Genomic DNA, 17,352 nt, shown 5'->3' with positions numbered 1-17,352 from the left:
TCAGAACACCCGGTTGCGTTCGGGCGTCATCTCGAAACCACGCCCGTTCACATCATTGCGACAGGTCACGCCGTCGGGCTGGGCCAGGCAGGTGAATCCCTGCATGCTCAGGCTGGATCCGACCGGCAATACCGGCCCGCCACTGGTGTCCGCGCCGGATTCCATCGGCGACCCGGCGAAGTAACCCCGGTTCACGCACAGATATCCGGCGCTGTCGCCGACGGCGACAGCGGCCGCGCTGGGGTCGATACTCCAGCAGGCCTGCATCTCCGGCGGCGCGGGCCAGGTGACACCCTGACAGCCCACCGGTCGCCTCGGCTGCCCGAGGGGCTGATCGAGGAAACCGCAGGTGATGCTGTGGTCGGCCGTCTGGAAGTAGTAGCCGTCCTCGGCGCGGTACGTCAGTCGGTCGACCACACCTGGGCGAAGGGCCGGGTGAGCGGCCATGTTTGCCACATCATCGGAATTGATGGTCCGGTCGAATCCGGAACATGCGGTGAGCGCGAGAAACGCAGCCGATGTCGACGCGAAAACCATGGTGGATATGCGCATACGGGGGAGTCTGCGTCGCCAGGCTCCCGTTCGTCCGCACCTCGGACGGTGTGTCGCCAGAAGTTTGCCAAGCGCCGGGTGTCGGGTGACGACACGCGGCGCTCAGGCGGATTCGATCAGGCCGAGAACGTGCCCATCACCGGCAGCCACTCCACCGCGCGCACCGCGTCGATGAGCTTCTCGCGGGCGAACGGATCCTGGGCCAGCAACTCCTCGAGTGCCCCCTCGTCCGCGGCCTGGAACAGCAGCAAGGCGCCGGAGCCATCCGCGTACGGCCCGCTGGACAACAGCGAACCGGCCTCGATCAGACCCGACAGCCAGGCCCGATGCTCGGGACGATGGGTATCGCGGCCTGCCACGGTGGCCTCGGAGTAGGTGTAGTGCACGGCGAAGATGGACACGGTCGATCCGTTCTTGTCAGAGGTTGAGCAGCATTCGAGTATTGCCGAGGGTGTTCGGCTTCACATAGCTGAGGTCGAGGAATTCCGCGACGCCGGGATCGAAGGTCCGGCACATCTCGGCGTACACCTCCGCGGTCACCGGGGTGCCATCGATCTCGACGAATCCGTGCCTGCCGAAGAAGTCCACCTCGAAGGTGAGGACGAACAGCCGGCCGAGTTCGAGTTCCCTGGCCACCGTGATCAGGCGCTCCACGACGAGCCGGCCGACGCCGTGCCCCTTGACATCGGGATGCACCGCGACCGTGCGGACCTCGCCGAGATCGGCCCAGAGCACATGCAGCGCGCCGCAGCCGACCACCCGGCCGTCGAGTTCGGCCACCCAGAATTCCTGCACCGCCTCGTACAGCGTGACCAGGTTCTTCTCCAGCAGGATCCGACCGGCGTAGACATCGACGAGGCTCTTGATCTGGGATACATCGGAGGTTCGGGCGCGTCGCACGAGCGGGACAGAGTTGTTCGCGGCGGGTGCCGCGCCTTGATACGCGTCGCTGGTCGAACCACCTACTGGTCCCCGAGAGGTCATGGGGTGCACATTAGTCGGCCCGGTTACCGATACTCTGAACGTGTGTCGCACATCCACCCGCTCCGCTCCCCGCATCGCGTAGGCATGCATCCGAGCCTTGGCGCGGGGGTACTGGTGTGCGGGAATTCCGCCAGCGAGACGGAGGCGATTCGGGAGCGCAGCGAGCGAGTCATGACACAGCCGTCCACGCGCAAGGCGGAGGCATGAGCGTGCGGCCCGAAGAGATCGATCGAGGCTGGGTCGAGCCGTCCCCGGTTCGGACCGGATTCGTGCCGACCCAGGCCGAACCGGTCGTTCCGCTGATGAATATCGCGAATATCCTCACCATGCTGCGCATCGCGCTGGTGCCGCTGTTCGTGCTCGCGCTGTTCGCCGGTGGCGGGCACCAGACCGGCTGGCGGATCGCGGCCGCCGCGCTGTTCGGCATCGCCGCGATCACCGATCGCTTCGATGGGCAATTGGCGCGTAAATACGGTCTCGTCACCGATTTCGGAAAACTCGCCGATCCGATTGCGGATAAGGCGCTGATCGGTTCGGCGGTGATCGGGCTCTCGGTGCTCGGGGATCTGGCGTGGTGGATCACCCTGGTCATCTGTGGTCGGGAGATCGGGGTGACGCTGTTGCGGCTGGTGGTGGTGCGGCGCGGGGTGATCCCGGCCGGGCGCGGCGGCAAGGTGAAGACGCTGGTGCAGTCCGTCGCGATCGCGGTGCTGCTGCTGCCGTTGCACGGTGGGTTCGCCACCGCGGGAATGGTTTTGATGTATATCGCGGTCGCGCTGACAGTCCTCACCGGGCTCGATTATGTGGGGCAGGCGGCGCGGGTGTGGCTGGCGGGAGTTCCGGGCCGGACCCGGGGCGCATGAGTGATCCGCTGACCACCGGTGCCCCGGTCGTCGAATTGGTGCACGCGCTGGGTGCGGCGGGGCAGACGGTGGCGACCGCGGAATCGCTGACCGCGGGCCTGCTCGCGGCGACCATCGCCGGGGTGCCGGGCGCCAGTGCGGTGCTGCGTGGCGGCCTTGTGGTGTACGCCACCGATCTCAAGCACAGCCTCGCCGGTGTCAGTGACGAAGTACTGGCGACGGAAGGTCCGGTCGCCGCGAGCACCGCGCAACAGCTGGCCGTGGGCGCGCGCGTGCGCTGCGGTGCGGACTGGGGTGTCGGTCTGACCGGGGTGGCCGGACCCGATTCCCAGGATGGCCACGCGGTCGGGACGGTCTTCCTCGGACTGGCCGGTCCGGGACATACCGAGGTGATGCGGTGGACGCTGACCGGTGACCGATGGGCGATCAGAATCGGTGCTACGCACAGCGCGGTACGGGAGTTGCGTCGTATCGTGGGAGGCGACCACTAGCGGCTGCGGGAACCAATCGGCCAGTGCTCGACGTTGTGCCAGAAAGGACGGCGTGCGCAGCGCTGGCAGGTGCCCGCGGACCCGGTTACTGGAGCTAAGGAGAACGACATGACGCTGCTGCGAGAGGCGATCGGGGACAGTCTGCGGCGTGCTCGTCTCGCCCAGAGCCGGACCTTGCGTGAGGTCTCCACCTCGGCGCGCGTGAGCCTGGGATATCTGTCGGAAGTCGAGCGGGGCCGCAAAGAAGCCTCCAGCGAACTGCTCGCCGCCATCTGCGCGGCCCTGGATGTGCCGCTGTCGCGGGTGCTCTGGGATGTGAGCACGATCATGGCCGGTGCCGACGCGTTGCCCGCCGAAGCGCCCGCACCGACCGCCGATGTGCCCGAATCGGATCGGACCGCCGCGGCCGAGCCCGCCGCCGCTAGCGACTGCTCGCAGGTCGCTCGAGACAACACAGCAGAAGCTGCTCCCGAGGCCGCGACCGCCACCATGTCGGTCGCCCGGCCCAAGATCGCCGAAGACACGCGGATCGTCATTCCGGCCCCGAGGGCGGACATGCTGGTTCTGGTGAAGAGCAACTGATCGCACGAGAAGGGGTGGCGTCCGCGGCCACCGCTGCGGACCGGTGCCGAAAGCGGATAGATTCTGTACTAGGCGTCGGATGGGCCGGGTTCGCCCGGCCCGGGTGCCACATGGTGGAGGATAGGCACATATCGGGTGCGTGACGGTCGCGCACTGGAGTCGCGGTGAAGCGCGGCGCATCTTATGGAGGCGGGATCAATCGATGGCTAATCCGTTCGTCAAGGCCTGGAAATATCTGATGGCCCTCTTCGATTCGAAGATCGAGGAGCACGCGGATCCGAAGGTCCAGATTCAGCAGGCTATCGAGGAAGCTCAGCGCCAGCATCAGGCCCTTTCGCAGCAGGCCGCATCGGTCATCGGCAACCAGCGTCAGCTGGAGATGAAGCTGAACCGTCAGCTCGACGATGTCGAGAAGCTCAACGCCAATGCACGCCAGGCCGTCATGCTGGCCGATCAGGCCGCCGCGGCCGGTGACACCGAGAAGGCGATCCAGTACACCAATGCCGCCGAGGCATTCGCCGCGCAGCTGGTCACCGCCGAGCAGTCGGTCGAGGATCTCAAGGTGCTGCACGACCAGTCGCTGCAGGCGGCCGCGCAAGCCAAGAAGGCGGTCGAGCAGAACGCGATGCTGTTGCAGCAGAAGGTCGCCGAGCGCACCAAGCTGCTCAGCCAGCTGGAGCAGGCCAAGATGCAGGAACAGGTCTCCGCATCGTTGCAGCGGATGGATTCGACGCTGTCCGCGCCGGGCACCACCCCCAGCCTGGACGCGGTGCGCGAGAAGATCGAGCGCCGCTACGCCAATGCGCTCGGCGCCGCCGAACTCGCGGGCAACACGGTACAGGGGCGGATGCTCGAGGTGCAGCAGGCCAGCATCCAGATGGCCGGGCACAGCAAGCTGGAGCAGATTCGCGCCTCCATGCGCGGCGATGCGCTGCCCGCCGGTGGCGCGGCCGCGCCCGCGATCAATCCGGGTGCGACGCAGGCGAGTCCGGCGCAGCCGCAGCCGCAGATGAACAAGGGGCAGACCGCGCAGCAGTAGGCGCGTCGTTCGAAGTAGGCACAGCTCGGCGAGGACTGGTTCGGTGGAAGAGATGGCACGGGTACCTGGCGGGTCGGCCGTCGGTCATGCTCGGGCCCTGCCCGTCTCGGCACCGGACGGTGCGCCGAATGGTTTCGCGCCGTCGGAAGGAAACCGATGAGCCCGCAGGAACCGCGCGAGCAGTCGAAGGGTAGCCGCCGCCGCGGCTCCGCGCTGGTACGGGCCCAGTCGGCGCTCGTCCCGCAGCCCGGAACGCTGCCCGACAGTCTGCGTGAGGTGGGGGAGCACGCACTGGTCGCGGTGCGCCGGTGGGCCGATCCGCGGGAACGGGAACTACGTAAGCGTCGCCGGATGCGTCGCCGGAGCTTTCAGCTCGGGACGGTGGGCGGTCTCACCACTGCGGGCACCGTAGGGCTGGTTGTGATTTCGGCACCGGTCTGGGCCGTGGTCGTCGTCGGTGGTGGTGCGGTCGCCCTGGTCACCGGTACCGCACTCAGCGCGCGCCGTTATCTGCGGTTGCGCAGCTCACCGCTGCCGCAGGCGGCCTTCGTCCCGCGCAAGCAACCACCGGCATGGTCGTCCGCGCGGGCGCCGATCGGGCGGTTGGTGCGGGCGGAGAAGGCATTGCACGGGCTCGGTACGCAGATCGCGCGATCGAACCGCCTGCCGGAGGAAGAACTCGCCGACCTGCTCGAGACCGCGGATTCGGGTGCGGCCGCCTTACATGCGCTGGCCGCCGATATCACCGCGATGCAACAGGCGCTCGGCGCCATGGGGCGATCGAAATCCGTTGCCGCGGTCGGATTGACCGAGAATATGCAGTTCGCGCTCGGGCGCCTCGATAGCGGGGTCGCCGAATACGAGCAGGTGGTCGCCGCCGCCGGGCAGATCCTCGCGGTCCCCGAAAGCGCGGTGCTGCGACACAATTTCGATGCCATCGTGGCGGATCTGCGCCACGCCGCCGACCGGTTGGACGGGTGGGCGCAGGCGCTCACCGAAGTAGCCGATCAGCACGCGCCCGCTTCGCTTCCCCCACAAGGGTTCTAGGACATCCGACCGGGCCTCTGCTTCGAATAATTGGTGATCGACGCTGCCCGCGATCGCCGAGGTGGACCTCAGCGCACCGTGCGTACAGCCGCGATCCGGTTCGGCTGTTCGCTCGAAAGATGGGGTCGCTGTATGGCTTTGGTATTGATCGTTCCGGTTGTAGCGGCGATCCTCGCGGTCGTGGTCTTCGTGGTCGGGGATCGGCTGCGGCCGGTGTCGTGGCGGCAGACCGATGACGAATCCTCCGGCACCCTCGTGCTCGACCTGATCAACACGCTGTTCCTGGCGGTGGTCGCGTTCGTGGTGGTGATCTGCTGGCAGGAGTACGACAACGCGCACAACCACACCATTGCCGAGGCGAAGGCATTGGTCGACACCTACACGGCGGCGCACTCGATGCCGGATCCCGAACATCGCCAGATCGAAGGACTGGTAAGGGATTACACCGATCAGGTGGTCACCGAAGAGTGGTCGGTAATGCGCGAGCAACGTCGGCTCAGTGCGTCCACTCAGGACACGTTCGACAGTCTGCGCGATGCCGTGGCATCGGTGCCGTCGACGGACGCGGATGTCGCCGACCTGCGGACCACAGCCATGGCCAGTCTGGACGCGGTCGCGGAGGCGCGTCAGGATCGCGCTTTGGACGCGGGCTACCGGGTACCCGGATTCCTCTACGTCGCGCTGTGGTGCGGCACGGTTCTGCTGTTGTGCACCGCCGTCCTGTCCGGTGTCGAAGTCACTCGGCGCAGTGTGCTGATGACCGCGCTGCTCGGTGTGGTGGTCGGCTCGACGATTCTGGCGATCTACAACCTCGACCGGCCGTTCTCCGGTGGGAATGTCGTTCCGAAAGATGCGTTCGAGTACGCACTGTCGCGATATCAGCACATCAACTGATCGGCCTACGGATCGCGATGGATGGGTATCGGTTTATGGCGTTCGAACGAGATATTCCGCAAACACGAAGAGCTGCAATGGGACTCGCCTTGATGACGGCGGTACCGCTGGCGGCGGTACTACTCGCGGGTCGTCCCGCGGCCGCCGATCCGGTGCTGCCCGAGTGGCCGCCCATCGGTGATATCGGCACCGGCAGTGCGTCTCCCGGAACCGGAACCGGGCCTGCCGCCGCGGATTTCCTGAACACCGGCAGCAGCTCCGCCTGGAATGGTCTGGACCTCGGGCCCGGCAGTCCGGTGGGCAGTGGGTTGCCTGCCTCCGGCAGTTCGTCATCGGGCTCGCCGAGCGGCAGCGGTGGTCGTGGCACGGGCGTCGATGGCGGCTGGCACGACGCGGGCCGGCCGGACAGTGGCGAGGCCGCTGACGCGGGGCCCGGCGCCGGAATGGCGAGTGGATCGGGGGCCGCGCTGGGGCTCGATGCGGGCAGCGTCCAGACCGCCTGCACCGGCAGCGCCGTGATCGGCAGTGCCACAATTCTGCTCGGGTTGGCGAGCGGTAGCGGGCTGTCCGGCGTCGGTTCGGTCGGGTCGGGTTCGGTCGGGCCCGGGTTGATCGGTCCCGGCTCGAGTGGATCCGGGCTCGGCAGTGTTGTCGTCGGCAGCGCGGTGACCGGCAGCGCGCTGCTGACCTGCCTGCTGTTGCTGCCGGGCCCGACACCGCGAGAACCCTGGATCCCGCTGCAGCTCGAACCGCCGGCGCCCAACGCGCCGACACTTCCCGCGCCGGCCATTCCACCAGCCGAGGCCATTCAGTCGGCGCCTGCGATCGAGCCGCCGGCACCGGTACTCGCGGCACCACACCGGCCGCCGCAACAGCAGGTCACCACCACTGCGGATACCATTGCCTGGAATCTCCTGGAACTGGTGACGATCGTGGTGGTGACGGTTCTCACGATGGTCCGCCGGGTCGCCGTTCATCGCGGGCGTGGGCAGGGCGAATGATGGTCGACCCATGCGGGACCGGCGCTGTAGTTTCGACGGGGTGAGCGAGTGGTTGGGCCGGACGGTGCATGGGGTGGGGCATTTCGATCGGGCAGTCAGTGGTGCGGTGGCGCGAATTCCGGTGTCGGGGGCCGATCGCGGCATGTTGCGGTTGACGCGGGCAGCGGATCGTGGCGCGCTGTGGTCGGTGATCGCGGTGCTGCTCGCCGCTAGACCGGGCGCGACGCGTAGGGCCGCGCTGCGTGGTGCCGTTTCCGTCGCGGGGGCAAGCGTTGCGGTGAATGTGGTGCTGAAAGGTTTGATCGCGCGCCGCCGGCCGGCTGCGGAGTTGTTGCCCTTGGATCGGCGGCTGATCCGGGCTCCGACGTCGTCGTCCTTTCCGTCCGGCCACAGTGCCGGCGCCGCCGCGTTCGTGACGGCGGTGGCGCTGGAGAGCCCGCGCACCGCGTTGGTCGTGGCGCCGCTGGCCGCCACGGTCGCCTACTCCCGCGTGCACACCGGGGTGCACTGGACCTCGGACATAGTCGTCGGCGCGGCGGTCGGGGCCGGTGTGGCGCTGGCCACGCGCCTCTGGTGGCCGGTGCGCGAGTCCGACGAGGCGGCAGCTCGCCTGGTGCGTGAGGTGCCCGCGCTCGTCGATGGCAAAGGGCTGGTCCTGCTGGTCAATCCGGTGTCGGGTGATCCGGGCTACGACCCGACCGCCGACGTCGCCGCGGCGCTGCCCGCCGCGACTGTGCTGCGCACCGAACCGGGCCGCGACTGTGTCGAGCAGTTGGAGCAGGCGTTGGCGGAGCGCGCCGAGCAGGCGTACGCGGTCGGTGCGGCAGGTGGCGACGGCACCATCGCGGCCGCCGCCGCGGTGGCACTGCGGCACGGGTTGGCGTTGGTGGTTGTGCCCACCGGCACCCTGAACCACTTCGCGCGCGACCTGGGTGTCTACGACCTGGTCGAGGTCGTGGACGCGACCGGGGCGGGTGAGGCGGTCGCGGTCGATATCGCGAGCGTGGAATTCGACACCGAACAAGGCACCCGCATGCACTACTGGATCAACACCGCCAGCTTGGGCGCCTACCCGGATCTGGTGCGATTGCGCGAGAAATGGCAAGGGCGGTGGGGTAAATGGCCGGCCTTCGCCGCCGCCCTCATCGTCATGCTGCGCAAGGCGCAGCCGATCCGGATCCGATTGGACGACCGGTGGCACGACGTGTGGTTCGTGTTCGTGGGCAATGGGCCCTACCATCCGCACGGCGCGGTCCCCGCGTTCCGCTCTCGACTGGATGACGGTCTGCTCGATGTGCGTTGGCTGCGTGCCGATCTGCGGTGGTCTCGAACGCGGGCCGTACTCGCGCTGGTGCTGGCCGCGATCGGGCGCAGCAAGGTCTACAACGAGCGGCAGGTGCGTGAGCTGATCGTGCAACTGGATGCGGATGAGGCGGTCGCCGCCGACGGCGAGGTGCTGGGCGAGGCGAGTCGGCTGCGTTTCGCGGTAGCCGGCCGCGTCGCCGCCTACCGCCGCGATGAGGACAATCCGCGCTGGGCGACTCGTGCCCGCCCGCACCACCGCGGCCGGCTGGCTGTTTTCCGAGGTGGTGGTAATGGTCGACGGTAATTCGAGCCCGGCCTGGTGTACCTGCCGGATCGGCGGCGGATACGGCGCCCGAAACCGAGCGACCAGTTGATGGTCGGTGGGATCGCGCGCAAGCGATAACGCATCAATGCGCCGGGCGCCGTCGACCTGCTCGACGGCACCCAGCGGCTGATGTACGGCGGACCGGTTCCTGCCGAGGACATTGCCGAACCGGAATCGGTCGTCGGTGATCATCAGCAGCAGCACATTCGTGATCAGGTTGCGCTGGGCTTCGAATCCGGCCCCGTAAAAGCTCATGAGCTGCGCGAAGATCTCGATGTCGTCCAGGTTGTTCGGGTGATGCGCGAGCCGCGAGGTGGCGTCGTCGCCCGGCTGGTCGCGTTTGAGCCGAATCAGCTCCATCAGTGCGCCTTTGAGCATCTGCATGCCCTGGGCGCTCTTGACGGTGTCGAAGCACGCGGCCATACCGGTCGCGACCCGCTGCCCGATATCGGCCGGGCACCCGCGCCGATCGACGGGCGGGTGCTGGTGCGTGGCGCGATCGAGCCGAATACGCCACGCGCGCAGTGGATTTCGGCAAACGCTGCGGCCCCGGGCGTGTTGCCCGGGGCCGCAGCATCGCGCTGATTCACGCTGTGGCGGGTCTTGTGGAATGGGAGGGTGCGCCGGTCACCTTGGGTTCTTCGCCGTTCGGTCCGAAGATCATGCCGTTTTTCCAGGCGTTGCGTTCGAACATGCGTTGTAGTGGTGTGGCGAGGCAGGTGGTGACGAGGGTCATGAGGGCGAGGATGGTGTAGAGGTCGGCGGTGATGAGTCCGGATGACAGGCCGATGTTCAACAGCACTAGTTCCATGAGTCCGCGGGCATTGGCGAGTGCGCCCATGGCGCCGGCTTCGCGCCAGCCCATTCCTTGGGAGCGCGCGACCAGGCCGATGGCGCCGAATTTGCTGGCGAAGGATACGACCAGTACCAGTGCGGTGACCGCGAGGACGGCGGGGTCGAAGATGAGGCTGAGTTTGGTGTTGAGTCCGGTGTAGATGAAGTAGGCGGGTAGCAGTAGGTAGGCGACGAGTGGTTCGAGTCGTTCGCGGATGCGGTCGATGAGTTGGCCGCGGGGCATGCACAGGCCGGCGACGAAGGCACCGAGGACGGAGTGGATGCCGACGTAGTCGGTGAAACTGGCGGCCAGCAGTACGACCAGTAGCACGATTACTAGTGGCCCGACGGGTAGGCCGCCGGTGTGTTCGTTGTCGCCGACCCGTGGGGTCCAGGTGGTCAGCCGCGCCAGCAGGGGGCGTCCGATCAGTGTCATGAACAGTACGTAGGCCAGTCCGCCGCCGGCGGCGAGCAACGCGCCGCCGGGGCTGTCTTTGGCGGAGGCGACGACGACGGCGAGCAGGATCCATGCGCAGGCGTCGTCGACGGCCGCGCACGCGAGGGACATGGTGCCGAGTCGGGTTTTGAGGAGTCCGGAGTCGTAGATGATCCAGGCCAGGATGGGGAAGGCGGTGACGGCGACGGCGGCGGCGAGGAATAGTGCGCCTTGCCAGTTGGCCATCGAATCGGTGAAGTAGCGTCCCTGTCCGACCAGCCACCACCCGACTATCGCGCCGAGTGTCATGGGGACGGCGACGCCGATTGCTGAGGTGGCGCCGGCTTGGCGTAGGTGGGTGGTGAGGATGTCGAGTTTGAATGAGGACCCGACCAGGAACATGTAGAAGATCAACCCCAACTGTCCGACGACGTAGATCGCGGTCAGGTTGGGGTGCATGATGCTGGTGTCACCAACCTCGAGTGTGGTGGGGAACAGCCACTGCTGGGCTTCGGGCCATGCCCAGCCGAATACTGATGGGCCGAGTAGGAATCCGGCGACCATGACCGCCACCACCTGTACCTGCCCCAACCGTCGTAGCAGTGGCCACAACAGGCGGTAGGCCACCAAGATGACCGCTAGCTGCAAAGATAAATGTGTACTGATCTCCAAAAGCGATGGCATCGCAATTCCTCCGTCGAGCAATCTGGCAGGGGACACGAAACGAATTGATCAGGCGGCGCTCCGCAATTCGGCGAGCGCGGCGAGCACGCATTGAAGTGTCTGTGCCGGATCGAGCCCCCCGGAGAACCCGGCCTCGGGCGCGCATTCGAGGTGCAGGCCGCCGGGAACGGTGGCTGTCGCCCGGCAGGCTCGAAAGAACGCGCGGATCTCGGCTACGACCTCGTCGAGGCGACGAAATAGGTGCCCGTCGCCGGTGTCGGCGGGCATCGGATCGCACACCCAGCACACTGGAGTTCCGCACCTGGCAGCCGCCTCGATCAACGCCGGAAGTGCCTCGACCGTGCGAGCGGCGCCCAGCCGAGCGATGAGCGTGAGTCGCCCCGGCCGGTTCTCGGGATTCAGGGCCCGACAGAGGAGTTCGACGTCGTGCGGTGTGGCCGTGGGGCCTAGTGTCACGGCCACCGGATTGCCGACACCTGCCGCGAACTGCACCTGCCGGTGCGCGGGATTTCGAGTCCGATCGCCGATCCACAGCAGGTGGGTCGAACAATCCCACCATCGCCGATCGGGTCCGCGTCGAGTCAGTGCGGAATCGTCCGGCAGCACAGCCTCGTGCGAAAGGTGCACGGGCGCAATCGAACTGTACAGTTCGTGCGCGCCAGGTGGTGCGACCGCGGCGATGGGCAGCAGTCCGGCGACCTCACGGAGCAGGTCGCGTTGCGCCGGTTCGCGGCACTGATCCGCGGCGCGGTGCAGGATATCCGCGCACAGCGTTACCGGCAGCTGATCACAACGCCAACCTTTGAGCGTGGCCGCAGCATGAGAGTAGGCCTCCAGCACGGGATCTGGTGCGCGGGTCGTCGAATCGCTGCCGGGCGGTGCCGCCACCGTGTCGGATTCGACTGGTGTCCATAGTGGTTCGGGGCTGCGCCGCGCCAGCCGGATGGTGGTGACGCGTCTTCCCATCCCATGGGTCAGCACCGCGGCGGCGGCATGCATCAGGGCGCGGTGGGCCGTGATCGATCGGGTATCTCCCGCGGCGGACGTGTCGGCCCCGCCTGCGAGGTACAGCACGAACGCCTCCCCGTGCACCGCCCTGGCGAAATCAGCTGTGAGCGCGTCACATTCGCCCGGGTGGACCAATGCGCGCAGAGAGCGAAAACGCTGCACGGACTGCGACGATCCAGCATCCGAGTGCGACCGCGTGGCTTCGCGGGACCCGCCGAGCGGCACCGATGGCAGGTCGTCCGATCCCGAATCCGCGGTATCCGGCTCGTCGGCCCAATCCACCTGGTCACCGGTGGCGTCAGGTGGGATGACGTCCGGATTGAATGCCTCCCGGATGTAGCAGACGGGCCGGTCCCCGAGCAGCATGATGTATGCCCTTGCCGCACAGAGACGACCATCCGGCCATCTCATCACCCCCGCTCGCAGGATGTGACGCCGCTGGGATACCCCACGAGAGATCAGGCCGGTACCGATCGGGGTGTGCACATTGTCCAAGCCGGACGCGGCTGCGGGTCCGGGCACAGCGACGACATAGTTGACCGATGCGGTCACCATATCCGCACCTACCAGATAAGAACGGCGAACAATGACACGATCGGCACCGGACACCTGCAGCGCATCGGTGACGGTGGTCGGCAGTTGACCGGCCGCGAGGTCGTCCTGGCGCAGGACCCGTACTTCGAGCTCCGTACCGAGGAGCGCCTCGAGTGTCGGCATCGTGAATCCGTCGCTGGCCAACAGCATTCTGGTATGCGGATGGCCGAATCGTCGGATCTCGGCTGGGTTGGTCCGGACACCCGAACCGCCGGCGATGGGTTTGCCGGACGGTTCGGGGCCGGAGTGGGTGATCGTCACGGCCAGCTCCGTGCAGTGTTTCTCACGAGAAATCCGTGCCGAAGCCTGCGCTAATGCGCAGTGGCGTCAGCGGCTTTCGGTGGGAGCACGGGCCGAGACCACGTCTTGATCTCGTCATCGGTGCGGGGTTGGGTAGTCAGGCCGAGGACCGGTTCGGTGGTGATCCGCACCTGGTCCACCACCGTATCCTTCAACGGGTCACGCCAGTGATCCCACACGATGGACATGTCCAGGTGGCCCATGTATTCCAGATTCGCCGACTCCGAATGCAGACGCTCGGCTTCGGAGATGAGGGTGTCGGTCCCGGCGCGCTGTTGTACTCCCGAGGACTCGTCCAGATCGGTCAAGCCCGCCATGATCTCGGTGAACTGGGCTTGTTTGGTGTCATCACGGTGTCCGGTGGTGAGGTTGCCTGCGTGCCCGAAGTACTGCTCCGCGCCGATGTACTCTTCGTACAATCGTGACACCAGGATCAGGAATCGCGTGTACGCCCGTCTATAGCTGTGCTCGTAGAAGGTAAGGGCGTCGTCTTCGCTCATTTCGCCCCGCAGGATGGTCGAGATCGCCGCCGATCCGACCAGCCCGGAGTACGTCCCCAGATGCACGCCGCTGGATAGCAGTGGATCGAGGAAGCAGGCCGCGTCACCGACCGCGATCCAGCCAGGACCGCAGAAACGATCCGAGGAGTAGGAGTAGTCCTGCTCCGCCTGCACCGGTGCGACCCGCTGCGCGCTGTCGAGCGTCTTGCTCATCGCCTTGCTGTCGGCGATAGTGTCCAGGTAGTACTTCTGCAGGCCGTCCTTGCGCAATCGCTCCGCCGCCGTGCGGGTAGAGACGACATAGCCGACGCTGTTGCGGCCGTCCGTGAGCGGAATGTTCCAGAACCAGCCGCCCTCAGGGGTGGACACTACGTTGATTCCCCCCTCCGGAGTGTCCGGATGTAGGTGTGCCCCTTCCCAATATGACCAGACCGCGACGTTGCGGAAGGCCGGGTGCTGTTGGCGCTCGATGACCTGCTGTTTGGCCAGCACGCCTGCCCGCCCCGAGGCGTCGACGAGGTAGTCGACCGGGGTGGTGTGGACCTGACCGTCCGCGGTCCATTCGACCGCGGTCGGACGGTCGCCGTCGAACACCACATTGGTGACGGTGGCCTGCTCGATCACCTCCGCTCCCTGGGCTGTCGCGTTACGCAGCAGGATGTCGTCGAAGACATCGCGTTCGACCTGCCACGACCACGCCTCCGCGTCCACGAGCTTGGACCAGTCCAGCAACCAGTCGTCATCCTGCCACTGGAAGAAGGCGCCCCGTTTGATCTGGAAACCGTGCGCGGCGACCGCATCGTAGGCACCGGACAGGCGCAGTGTCGACAAACACGACGCGAGCAGGCTTTCGCCGATGTGATACCGAGGGAACTTGCCTCGTTCCAGGAGGGTCACCTTGACCCCCGTTTTAGCGAGCAGGGCTGCGGTGGTCGACCCGGCTGGGCCGCCGCCGATAACCAGAACGTGCTTGTCCATAGGAACTCCCTGGAACTGCCGACAACAGGTCGTGCGTCGGCACCGGCGGCCGAACCGAGTCCGGGTCGCCCACGGCTGTAGGCGAACCCGAGCTAAGTATTGCCGCTGATTAGCCATGGTAACGACGCACGTCATAGATTGTAGCAATCAATGACGAATACTCAACTGTGAGAACGCAATTAGGCGCCAAATATGAGACAGAGTTAGTTAACTGAAGAGTTGCGAATATCCCCGCACGAGACTTTCATACCGAACCATCGTCATGCGATATGACGAGGACGTCGCAGCAGTGTGACGTCGATGCTGGTGTGAAAACCGTTGCGGGGAGGGTATTTGCCCAGCTACGCGGGTCCGCGGCGGGCACATGGACTGTCTCGGGCAGGCGGCGATGGTCGGTGTCGTATCGTCATCACCCCACTCTCCCTACATATTCAGAGTAAGGCCGACCCCCGGAACGCACGAGTCGTTCCACCTAGAATTAATCCGCCAGTGAACTCAGCGCAGACCCGGCCGATGCCCGGCCGACAGCCGACCTGCGCGGATTACCTTGCGGTGGAGCCCATTCGCCGGATGTTGTCGGCAACGCGAGGGCTGCCCTGCCGGTGCGCTCGACGGAATCATGCGAGCGGCACCGCGATTGGCGGGCTGTGCCCGTAAGGCCCCTAGGCGCCTGTGTTGCCGGCGCCTGCCACGGCAAGGGTGGTCGCGGCCGCCTGCTCCGCGGCCTCGACCGTGCATCGCCCGAGTCCGCATGCGCCGGCGACACCGTAAGCGGTTCGGCCGGCGGCCTCTTCGAACAGACCGAGCGCGGCGGCGCTGCCATCGGGAGAGTCCGGTGAAACGACGCCGGCGATCACCCGCCAGTCCGGGTCGAGATTGCGCAGTGGCCGGTAGAAACTGGGGTCGAGCGGTGCCGGCTCGGCACCGAAAGCGCAGGGAATATGCACCGGAGGCAGGGCGGCGCCGCGCGTGTTCAGCAGCCGTGCAGTGCGATTGAGCAGCGCCACCGCGGGTGCGAGGCTGCGCGGAGCGAGCAGGCTCTTGTGCTGGTAGTCGCCGTAGCACAGGTGCACGATAGAGTCCGCGCCGATCTCGTGAATCTGCGCGAGAAAGTCGGCGAGCTGCCGCGCGACCAGCGGGGCAAGCGCCCAAAGTGAATGCAGCTGTTCGGCTTTGACCATGCTCAACAGCGCGATGGGCGACTCCACCTGCCATACGACGCGGTCGCCGTGCTGATCGATGACCGCGCGCATCTCTTCGACTATCGCCTCGGTGAACACCGGCAGCTGCCGCAGCGCGGCAACCACCAGATTCGAGCGGCGCAAGGCCGGCCCGACGGGAAGCCCGGCGGAGACTGCCGCGCCCGCGAAGACGAACATCGCGAGATCCAGCGGATTGGGTTGGCTTATCTGGACTTTCGTCTCGGCCAGCGCCGGACGGCTGCCCTGCAAGGCTTCGAATGCGGTGACGACGTTACCGATTCGTTCGACCCGGCCCATCGACACATGCTGTGGTTCCAGCTTGCGGCCAGAGCGCAGACCGTAGCTGGGGAAGTCCGAGTAGTCGGCGAACTCACCCGCCTGGACGACTTCGAAGACGTCGGCGTCCTTGCGTGCACGCAGATAGTCCAAGATCCAGTCCGGATCCAGGTCGCAGGGCACCGCGGTGGTCGGCCGGCCCTCGACGCGGTCGGCGAACCATTGCATGACGGCGCTATCGCTGGTCATCAGTTCCGTAGGCAGAGTGCCGACAAAATGCGCGTATCTGGTCATACGTAGCTCGCCTACTTTCTAGATGCGGACACAACAACGATCACATTGTGTCGCAAGAACATACGCTTCGGTGCGGAAGGCCGCTGTCGCTGGGAACGCTCAGCGATCGGGACGGATCCACTGTAGCGGCACCGGCGTTCGTGTGACGGCGGATCCGCTCGGCTTCGCGGCCGTCGCGGTTCCACGCGGCGAAGGCGGCGTGGTGCGACGTCGGGGTGAACCCTGAACTTCACCCGGATATCGGTGCTGAGCTGGTGATTTATCATTGTGCGACTGCCAGCATGGAGGAGTCGGATCGTCGGAATGGCGGTTCGCCTGAGACTCCTGGAGGCATGAAATGTTCTGGAAGATCATCGGTGTCGTCGCGGTCGTTTGGATCGCACTCGCCATCATCGGTGCGCTGATCAAGGGGCTGTTCCCGATTCTGGTGATCAGCGCGGTGGTGTTCGGGCTCTACCTGCTCTACAAGGCGGTGTCGGGTTCGGACAACTCCACCGTCAGCAAGCTGTAGCCACCCGCGTGGGGCCGTTCGCCATCCGCTCGGACGGCGAACGGCCCCTTTGGCTGTGTCTGCGACACGGTCGCCGCGCTCCCGGACGGCGAGCGTCCACTCGCGGCCGAAGCCTGGCCAGGCGCCGGTGATGAACCACACTTCGCTCATGCGAACTCGGCAATCGCCTGGAGTGGGCTCCAAGGTAAGCCATTTGTGAGCGAGAGTTATTTCAAATTCTTCGCCTCGCTTATTCCGCTACCGTGAAAGTGTTACGGAGATCACGTTTTTTGGTGTCGACCAGCCGGGTCACCGGGCGGACCGGTCGGAGAATTGCATAGCCGGTGGTGAACTGGTTACCTGCGATAGTGGATGGGGGTGCGGTTGTCCGTGCGTGCTGAGCAATTGGCGGAGATTTTGTTGCGACAGGAGGTTTGCGTGCCGGAATCATGATAGCGAGAGTGCATTACTCCGGAGTGGAGGTAGTTGATGGGTGGAGCGCCGGGCCGGCCTCGCCGGGGCCGTCGAAGTCCGCGGAGTGCGGGCTGTCGCGTCCCTTCGGGCGAGTAATCCTGCCACATCCCCACTCTCGGGAACGCGTGAGAAGTTTGCTGGTCGTATAATCGAGCGCTTGGCCCGCGACGATATAGTCGTCTGTTTCGTGAACCGCATT

17 protein-coding genes are annotated in these 17,352 nt (G+C 66.3%); 10 read left to right on the top strand and 7 right to left on the bottom strand.

What is annotated here, in order from left to right:
* From OG874_RS22755 to OG874_RS22745, 3 genes are all read right to left on the bottom strand, one after another.
* The gene (locus OG874_RS22755; RefSeq protein WP_330257147.1) at positions 1 to 552 is read right to left on the bottom strand and encodes a hypothetical protein; all 552 of its coding nucleotides are present in this window, start codon (positions 550 to 552) and stop codon (positions 1 to 3) included.
* Positions 553 to 668: 116 nt separating this feature from the next.
* Positions 669 to 953, bottom strand: coding sequence for a YciI family protein (locus OG874_RS22750; protein WP_330257146.1), 285 nt, complete (start codon positions 951 to 953; stop codon positions 669 to 671).
* A 16-nt stretch (positions 954 to 969) separates the two neighbouring features.
* Positions 970 to 1,536, bottom strand: coding sequence for an amino-acid N-acetyltransferase (locus tag OG874_RS22745; protein ID WP_330257145.1), 567 nt, complete (start codon positions 1,534 to 1,536; stop codon positions 970 to 972).
* 203 nt (positions 1,537 to 1,739) lie between these two features.
* Here OG874_RS22745 and pgsA point away from each other — a divergent pair, with 203 nt between their 5' ends.
* The 9 genes from pgsA to OG874_RS22700 all read left to right on the top strand — a co-directional run bounded on the left by pgsA (position 1,740) and on the right by OG874_RS22700 (position 9,668).
* Positions 1,740 to 2,399: a CDP-diacylglycerol--glycerol-3-phosphate 3-phosphatidyltransferase gene (pgsA, locus tag OG874_RS22740; protein ID WP_330257144.1), complete on the top strand. Its 660-nt coding sequence runs from the start codon at positions 1,740 to 1,742 to the stop codon at positions 2,397 to 2,399.
* A complete protein-coding gene (locus OG874_RS22735; RefSeq protein WP_330257143.1) occupies positions 2,396 to 2,890 on the top strand; it encodes a CinA family protein in 495 nt (164 codons plus the stop codon). Before pgsA ends, OG874_RS22735 begins: the two co-directional genes overlap by 4 nt.
* Positions 2,891 to 2,998: 108 nt before the next feature.
* Complete coding sequence (locus OG874_RS22730; RefSeq protein ID WP_330257142.1) at positions 2,999 to 3,472, top strand: helix-turn-helix domain-containing protein; 474 nt, start codon at positions 2,999 to 3,001, stop codon at positions 3,470 to 3,472.
* Positions 3,473 to 3,674: 202 nt separating this feature from the next.
* Positions 3,675 to 4,511 (top strand): PspA/IM30 family protein, encoded by an 837-nt coding sequence (locus OG874_RS22725; RefSeq protein ID WP_330257141.1) that lies wholly within the window; start codon positions 3,675 to 3,677, stop codon positions 4,509 to 4,511.
* A 156-nt stretch (positions 4,512 to 4,667) separates the two neighbouring features.
* Positions 4,668 to 5,558, top strand: coding sequence for a phage shock envelope stress response protein PspM (gene pspM / locus OG874_RS22720; protein ID WP_330257140.1), 891 nt, complete (start codon positions 4,668 to 4,670; stop codon positions 5,556 to 5,558).
* 132 nt (positions 5,559 to 5,690) lie between these two features.
* On the top strand, positions 5,691 to 6,452 hold the full coding sequence (locus OG874_RS22715) for a bestrophin-like domain (protein ID WP_330257139.1): 762 nt from the start codon (positions 5,691 to 5,693) through the stop codon (positions 6,450 to 6,452).
* A gap of 77 nt (positions 6,453 to 6,529) precedes the next feature.
* Positions 6,530 to 7,453 (top strand): hypothetical protein, encoded by a 924-nt coding sequence (locus OG874_RS22710; RefSeq protein ID WP_330257138.1) that lies wholly within the window; start codon positions 6,530 to 6,532, stop codon positions 7,451 to 7,453.
* 40 nt (positions 7,454 to 7,493) lie between these two features.
* Positions 7,494 to 9,062: a phosphatase PAP2 family protein gene (locus OG874_RS22705; RefSeq protein ID WP_330257137.1), complete on the top strand. Its 1,569-nt coding sequence runs from the start codon at positions 7,494 to 7,496 to the stop codon at positions 9,060 to 9,062.
* Positions 9,063 to 9,212: 150 nt separating this feature from the next.
* Complete coding sequence (locus tag OG874_RS22700; protein WP_330257136.1) at positions 9,213 to 9,668, top strand: hypothetical protein; 456 nt, start codon at positions 9,213 to 9,215, stop codon at positions 9,666 to 9,668.
* 1 nt (position 9,669) lies between these two features.
* Here the strand turns inward: OG874_RS22700 and OG874_RS22695 are convergent, their stop codons facing one another.
* The 4 genes from OG874_RS22695 to OG874_RS22680 form a co-directional block, all read right to left on the bottom strand.
* Positions 9,670 to 11,037, bottom strand: coding sequence for a cation:proton antiporter (locus OG874_RS22695; protein ID WP_330257135.1), 1,368 nt, complete (start codon positions 11,035 to 11,037; stop codon positions 9,670 to 9,672).
* A gap of 48 nt (positions 11,038 to 11,085) precedes the next feature.
* Positions 11,086 to 12,900: a 3-deoxy-7-phosphoheptulonate synthase gene (locus OG874_RS22690; RefSeq protein WP_330257134.1), complete on the bottom strand. Its 1,815-nt coding sequence runs from the start codon at positions 12,898 to 12,900 to the stop codon at positions 11,086 to 11,088.
* 50 nt (positions 12,901 to 12,950) lie between these two features.
* Positions 12,951 to 14,417, bottom strand: coding sequence for an NAD(P)/FAD-dependent oxidoreductase (locus tag OG874_RS22685; protein WP_330257133.1), 1,467 nt, complete (start codon positions 14,415 to 14,417; stop codon positions 12,951 to 12,953).
* A gap of 662 nt (positions 14,418 to 15,079) precedes the next feature.
* Entirely contained in the window at positions 15,080 to 16,144 is a 1,065-nt protein-coding gene (locus OG874_RS22680; RefSeq protein WP_330257132.1) for a hypothetical protein, read from the bottom strand.
* Between the two features lie 382 nt (positions 16,145 to 16,526).
* Here OG874_RS22680 and OG874_RS22675 point away from each other — a divergent pair, with 382 nt between their 5' ends.
* The gene (locus OG874_RS22675) at positions 16,527 to 16,700 is read left to right on the top strand and encodes a hypothetical protein (protein WP_330257131.1); all 174 of its coding nucleotides are present in this window, start codon (positions 16,527 to 16,529) and stop codon (positions 16,698 to 16,700) included.
* Positions 16,701 to 17,352 lie beyond the last annotated feature (652 nt).

Origin of the sequence: Nocardia sp. NBC_00565 (genome assembly GCF_036345915.1) — a bacterium.
Taxonomy (GTDB): domain Bacteria; phylum Actinomycetota; class Actinomycetes; order Mycobacteriales; family Mycobacteriaceae; genus Nocardia.
This window is presented reverse-complemented; position numbering and strand designations above follow the sequence as displayed.

Bases quoted from the DNA above. Each gene is read 5' to 3' on its own strand.
- OG874_RS22755 (WP_330257147.1), bottom strand. From the start codon at position 552: ATGCGCATATCCACCATGGTTTTCGCGTCGACATCGGCTGCGTTTCTC.
- OG874_RS22745 (WP_330257145.1), bottom strand. From the start codon at position 1,536: ATGACCTCTCGGGGACCAGTAGGTGGTTCGACCAGCGACGCGTATCAA.
- pgsA (WP_330257144.1), top strand. From the start codon at position 1,740: ATGAGCGTGCGGCCCGAAGAGATCGATCGAGGCTGGGTCGAGCCGTCC.
- OG874_RS22735 (WP_330257143.1), top strand. From the start codon at position 2,396: ATGAGTGATCCGCTGACCACCGGTGCCCCGGTCGTCGAATTGGTGCAC.
- OG874_RS22730 (WP_330257142.1), top strand. From the start codon at position 2,999: ATGACGCTGCTGCGAGAGGCGATCGGGGACAGTCTGCGGCGTGCTCGT.
- OG874_RS22725 (WP_330257141.1), top strand. From the start codon at position 3,675: ATGGCTAATCCGTTCGTCAAGGCCTGGAAATATCTGATGGCCCTCTTC.
- pspM (WP_330257140.1), top strand. From the start codon at position 4,668: ATGAGCCCGCAGGAACCGCGCGAGCAGTCGAAGGGTAGCCGCCGCCGC.
- OG874_RS22715 (WP_330257139.1), top strand. From the start codon at position 5,691: ATGGCTTTGGTATTGATCGTTCCGGTTGTAGCGGCGATCCTCGCGGTC.
- OG874_RS22710 (WP_330257138.1), top strand. From the start codon at position 6,530: ATGGGACTCGCCTTGATGACGGCGGTACCGCTGGCGGCGGTACTACTC.
- OG874_RS22700 (WP_330257136.1), top strand. From the start codon at position 9,213: ATGTACGGCGGACCGGTTCCTGCCGAGGACATTGCCGAACCGGAATCG.
- OG874_RS22695 (WP_330257135.1), bottom strand. From the start codon at position 11,037: ATGCCATCGCTTTTGGAGATCAGTACACATTTATCTTTGCAGCTAGCG.
- OG874_RS22685 (WP_330257133.1), bottom strand. From the start codon at position 14,417: ATGGACAAGCACGTTCTGGTTATCGGCGGCGGCCCAGCCGGGTCGACC.
- OG874_RS22680 (WP_330257132.1), bottom strand. From the start codon at position 16,144: ATGACCAGCGATAGCGCCGTCATGCAATGGTTCGCCGACCGCGTCGAG.
- OG874_RS22675 (WP_330257131.1), top strand. From the start codon at position 16,527: ATGTTCTGGAAGATCATCGGTGTCGTCGCGGTCGTTTGGATCGCACTC.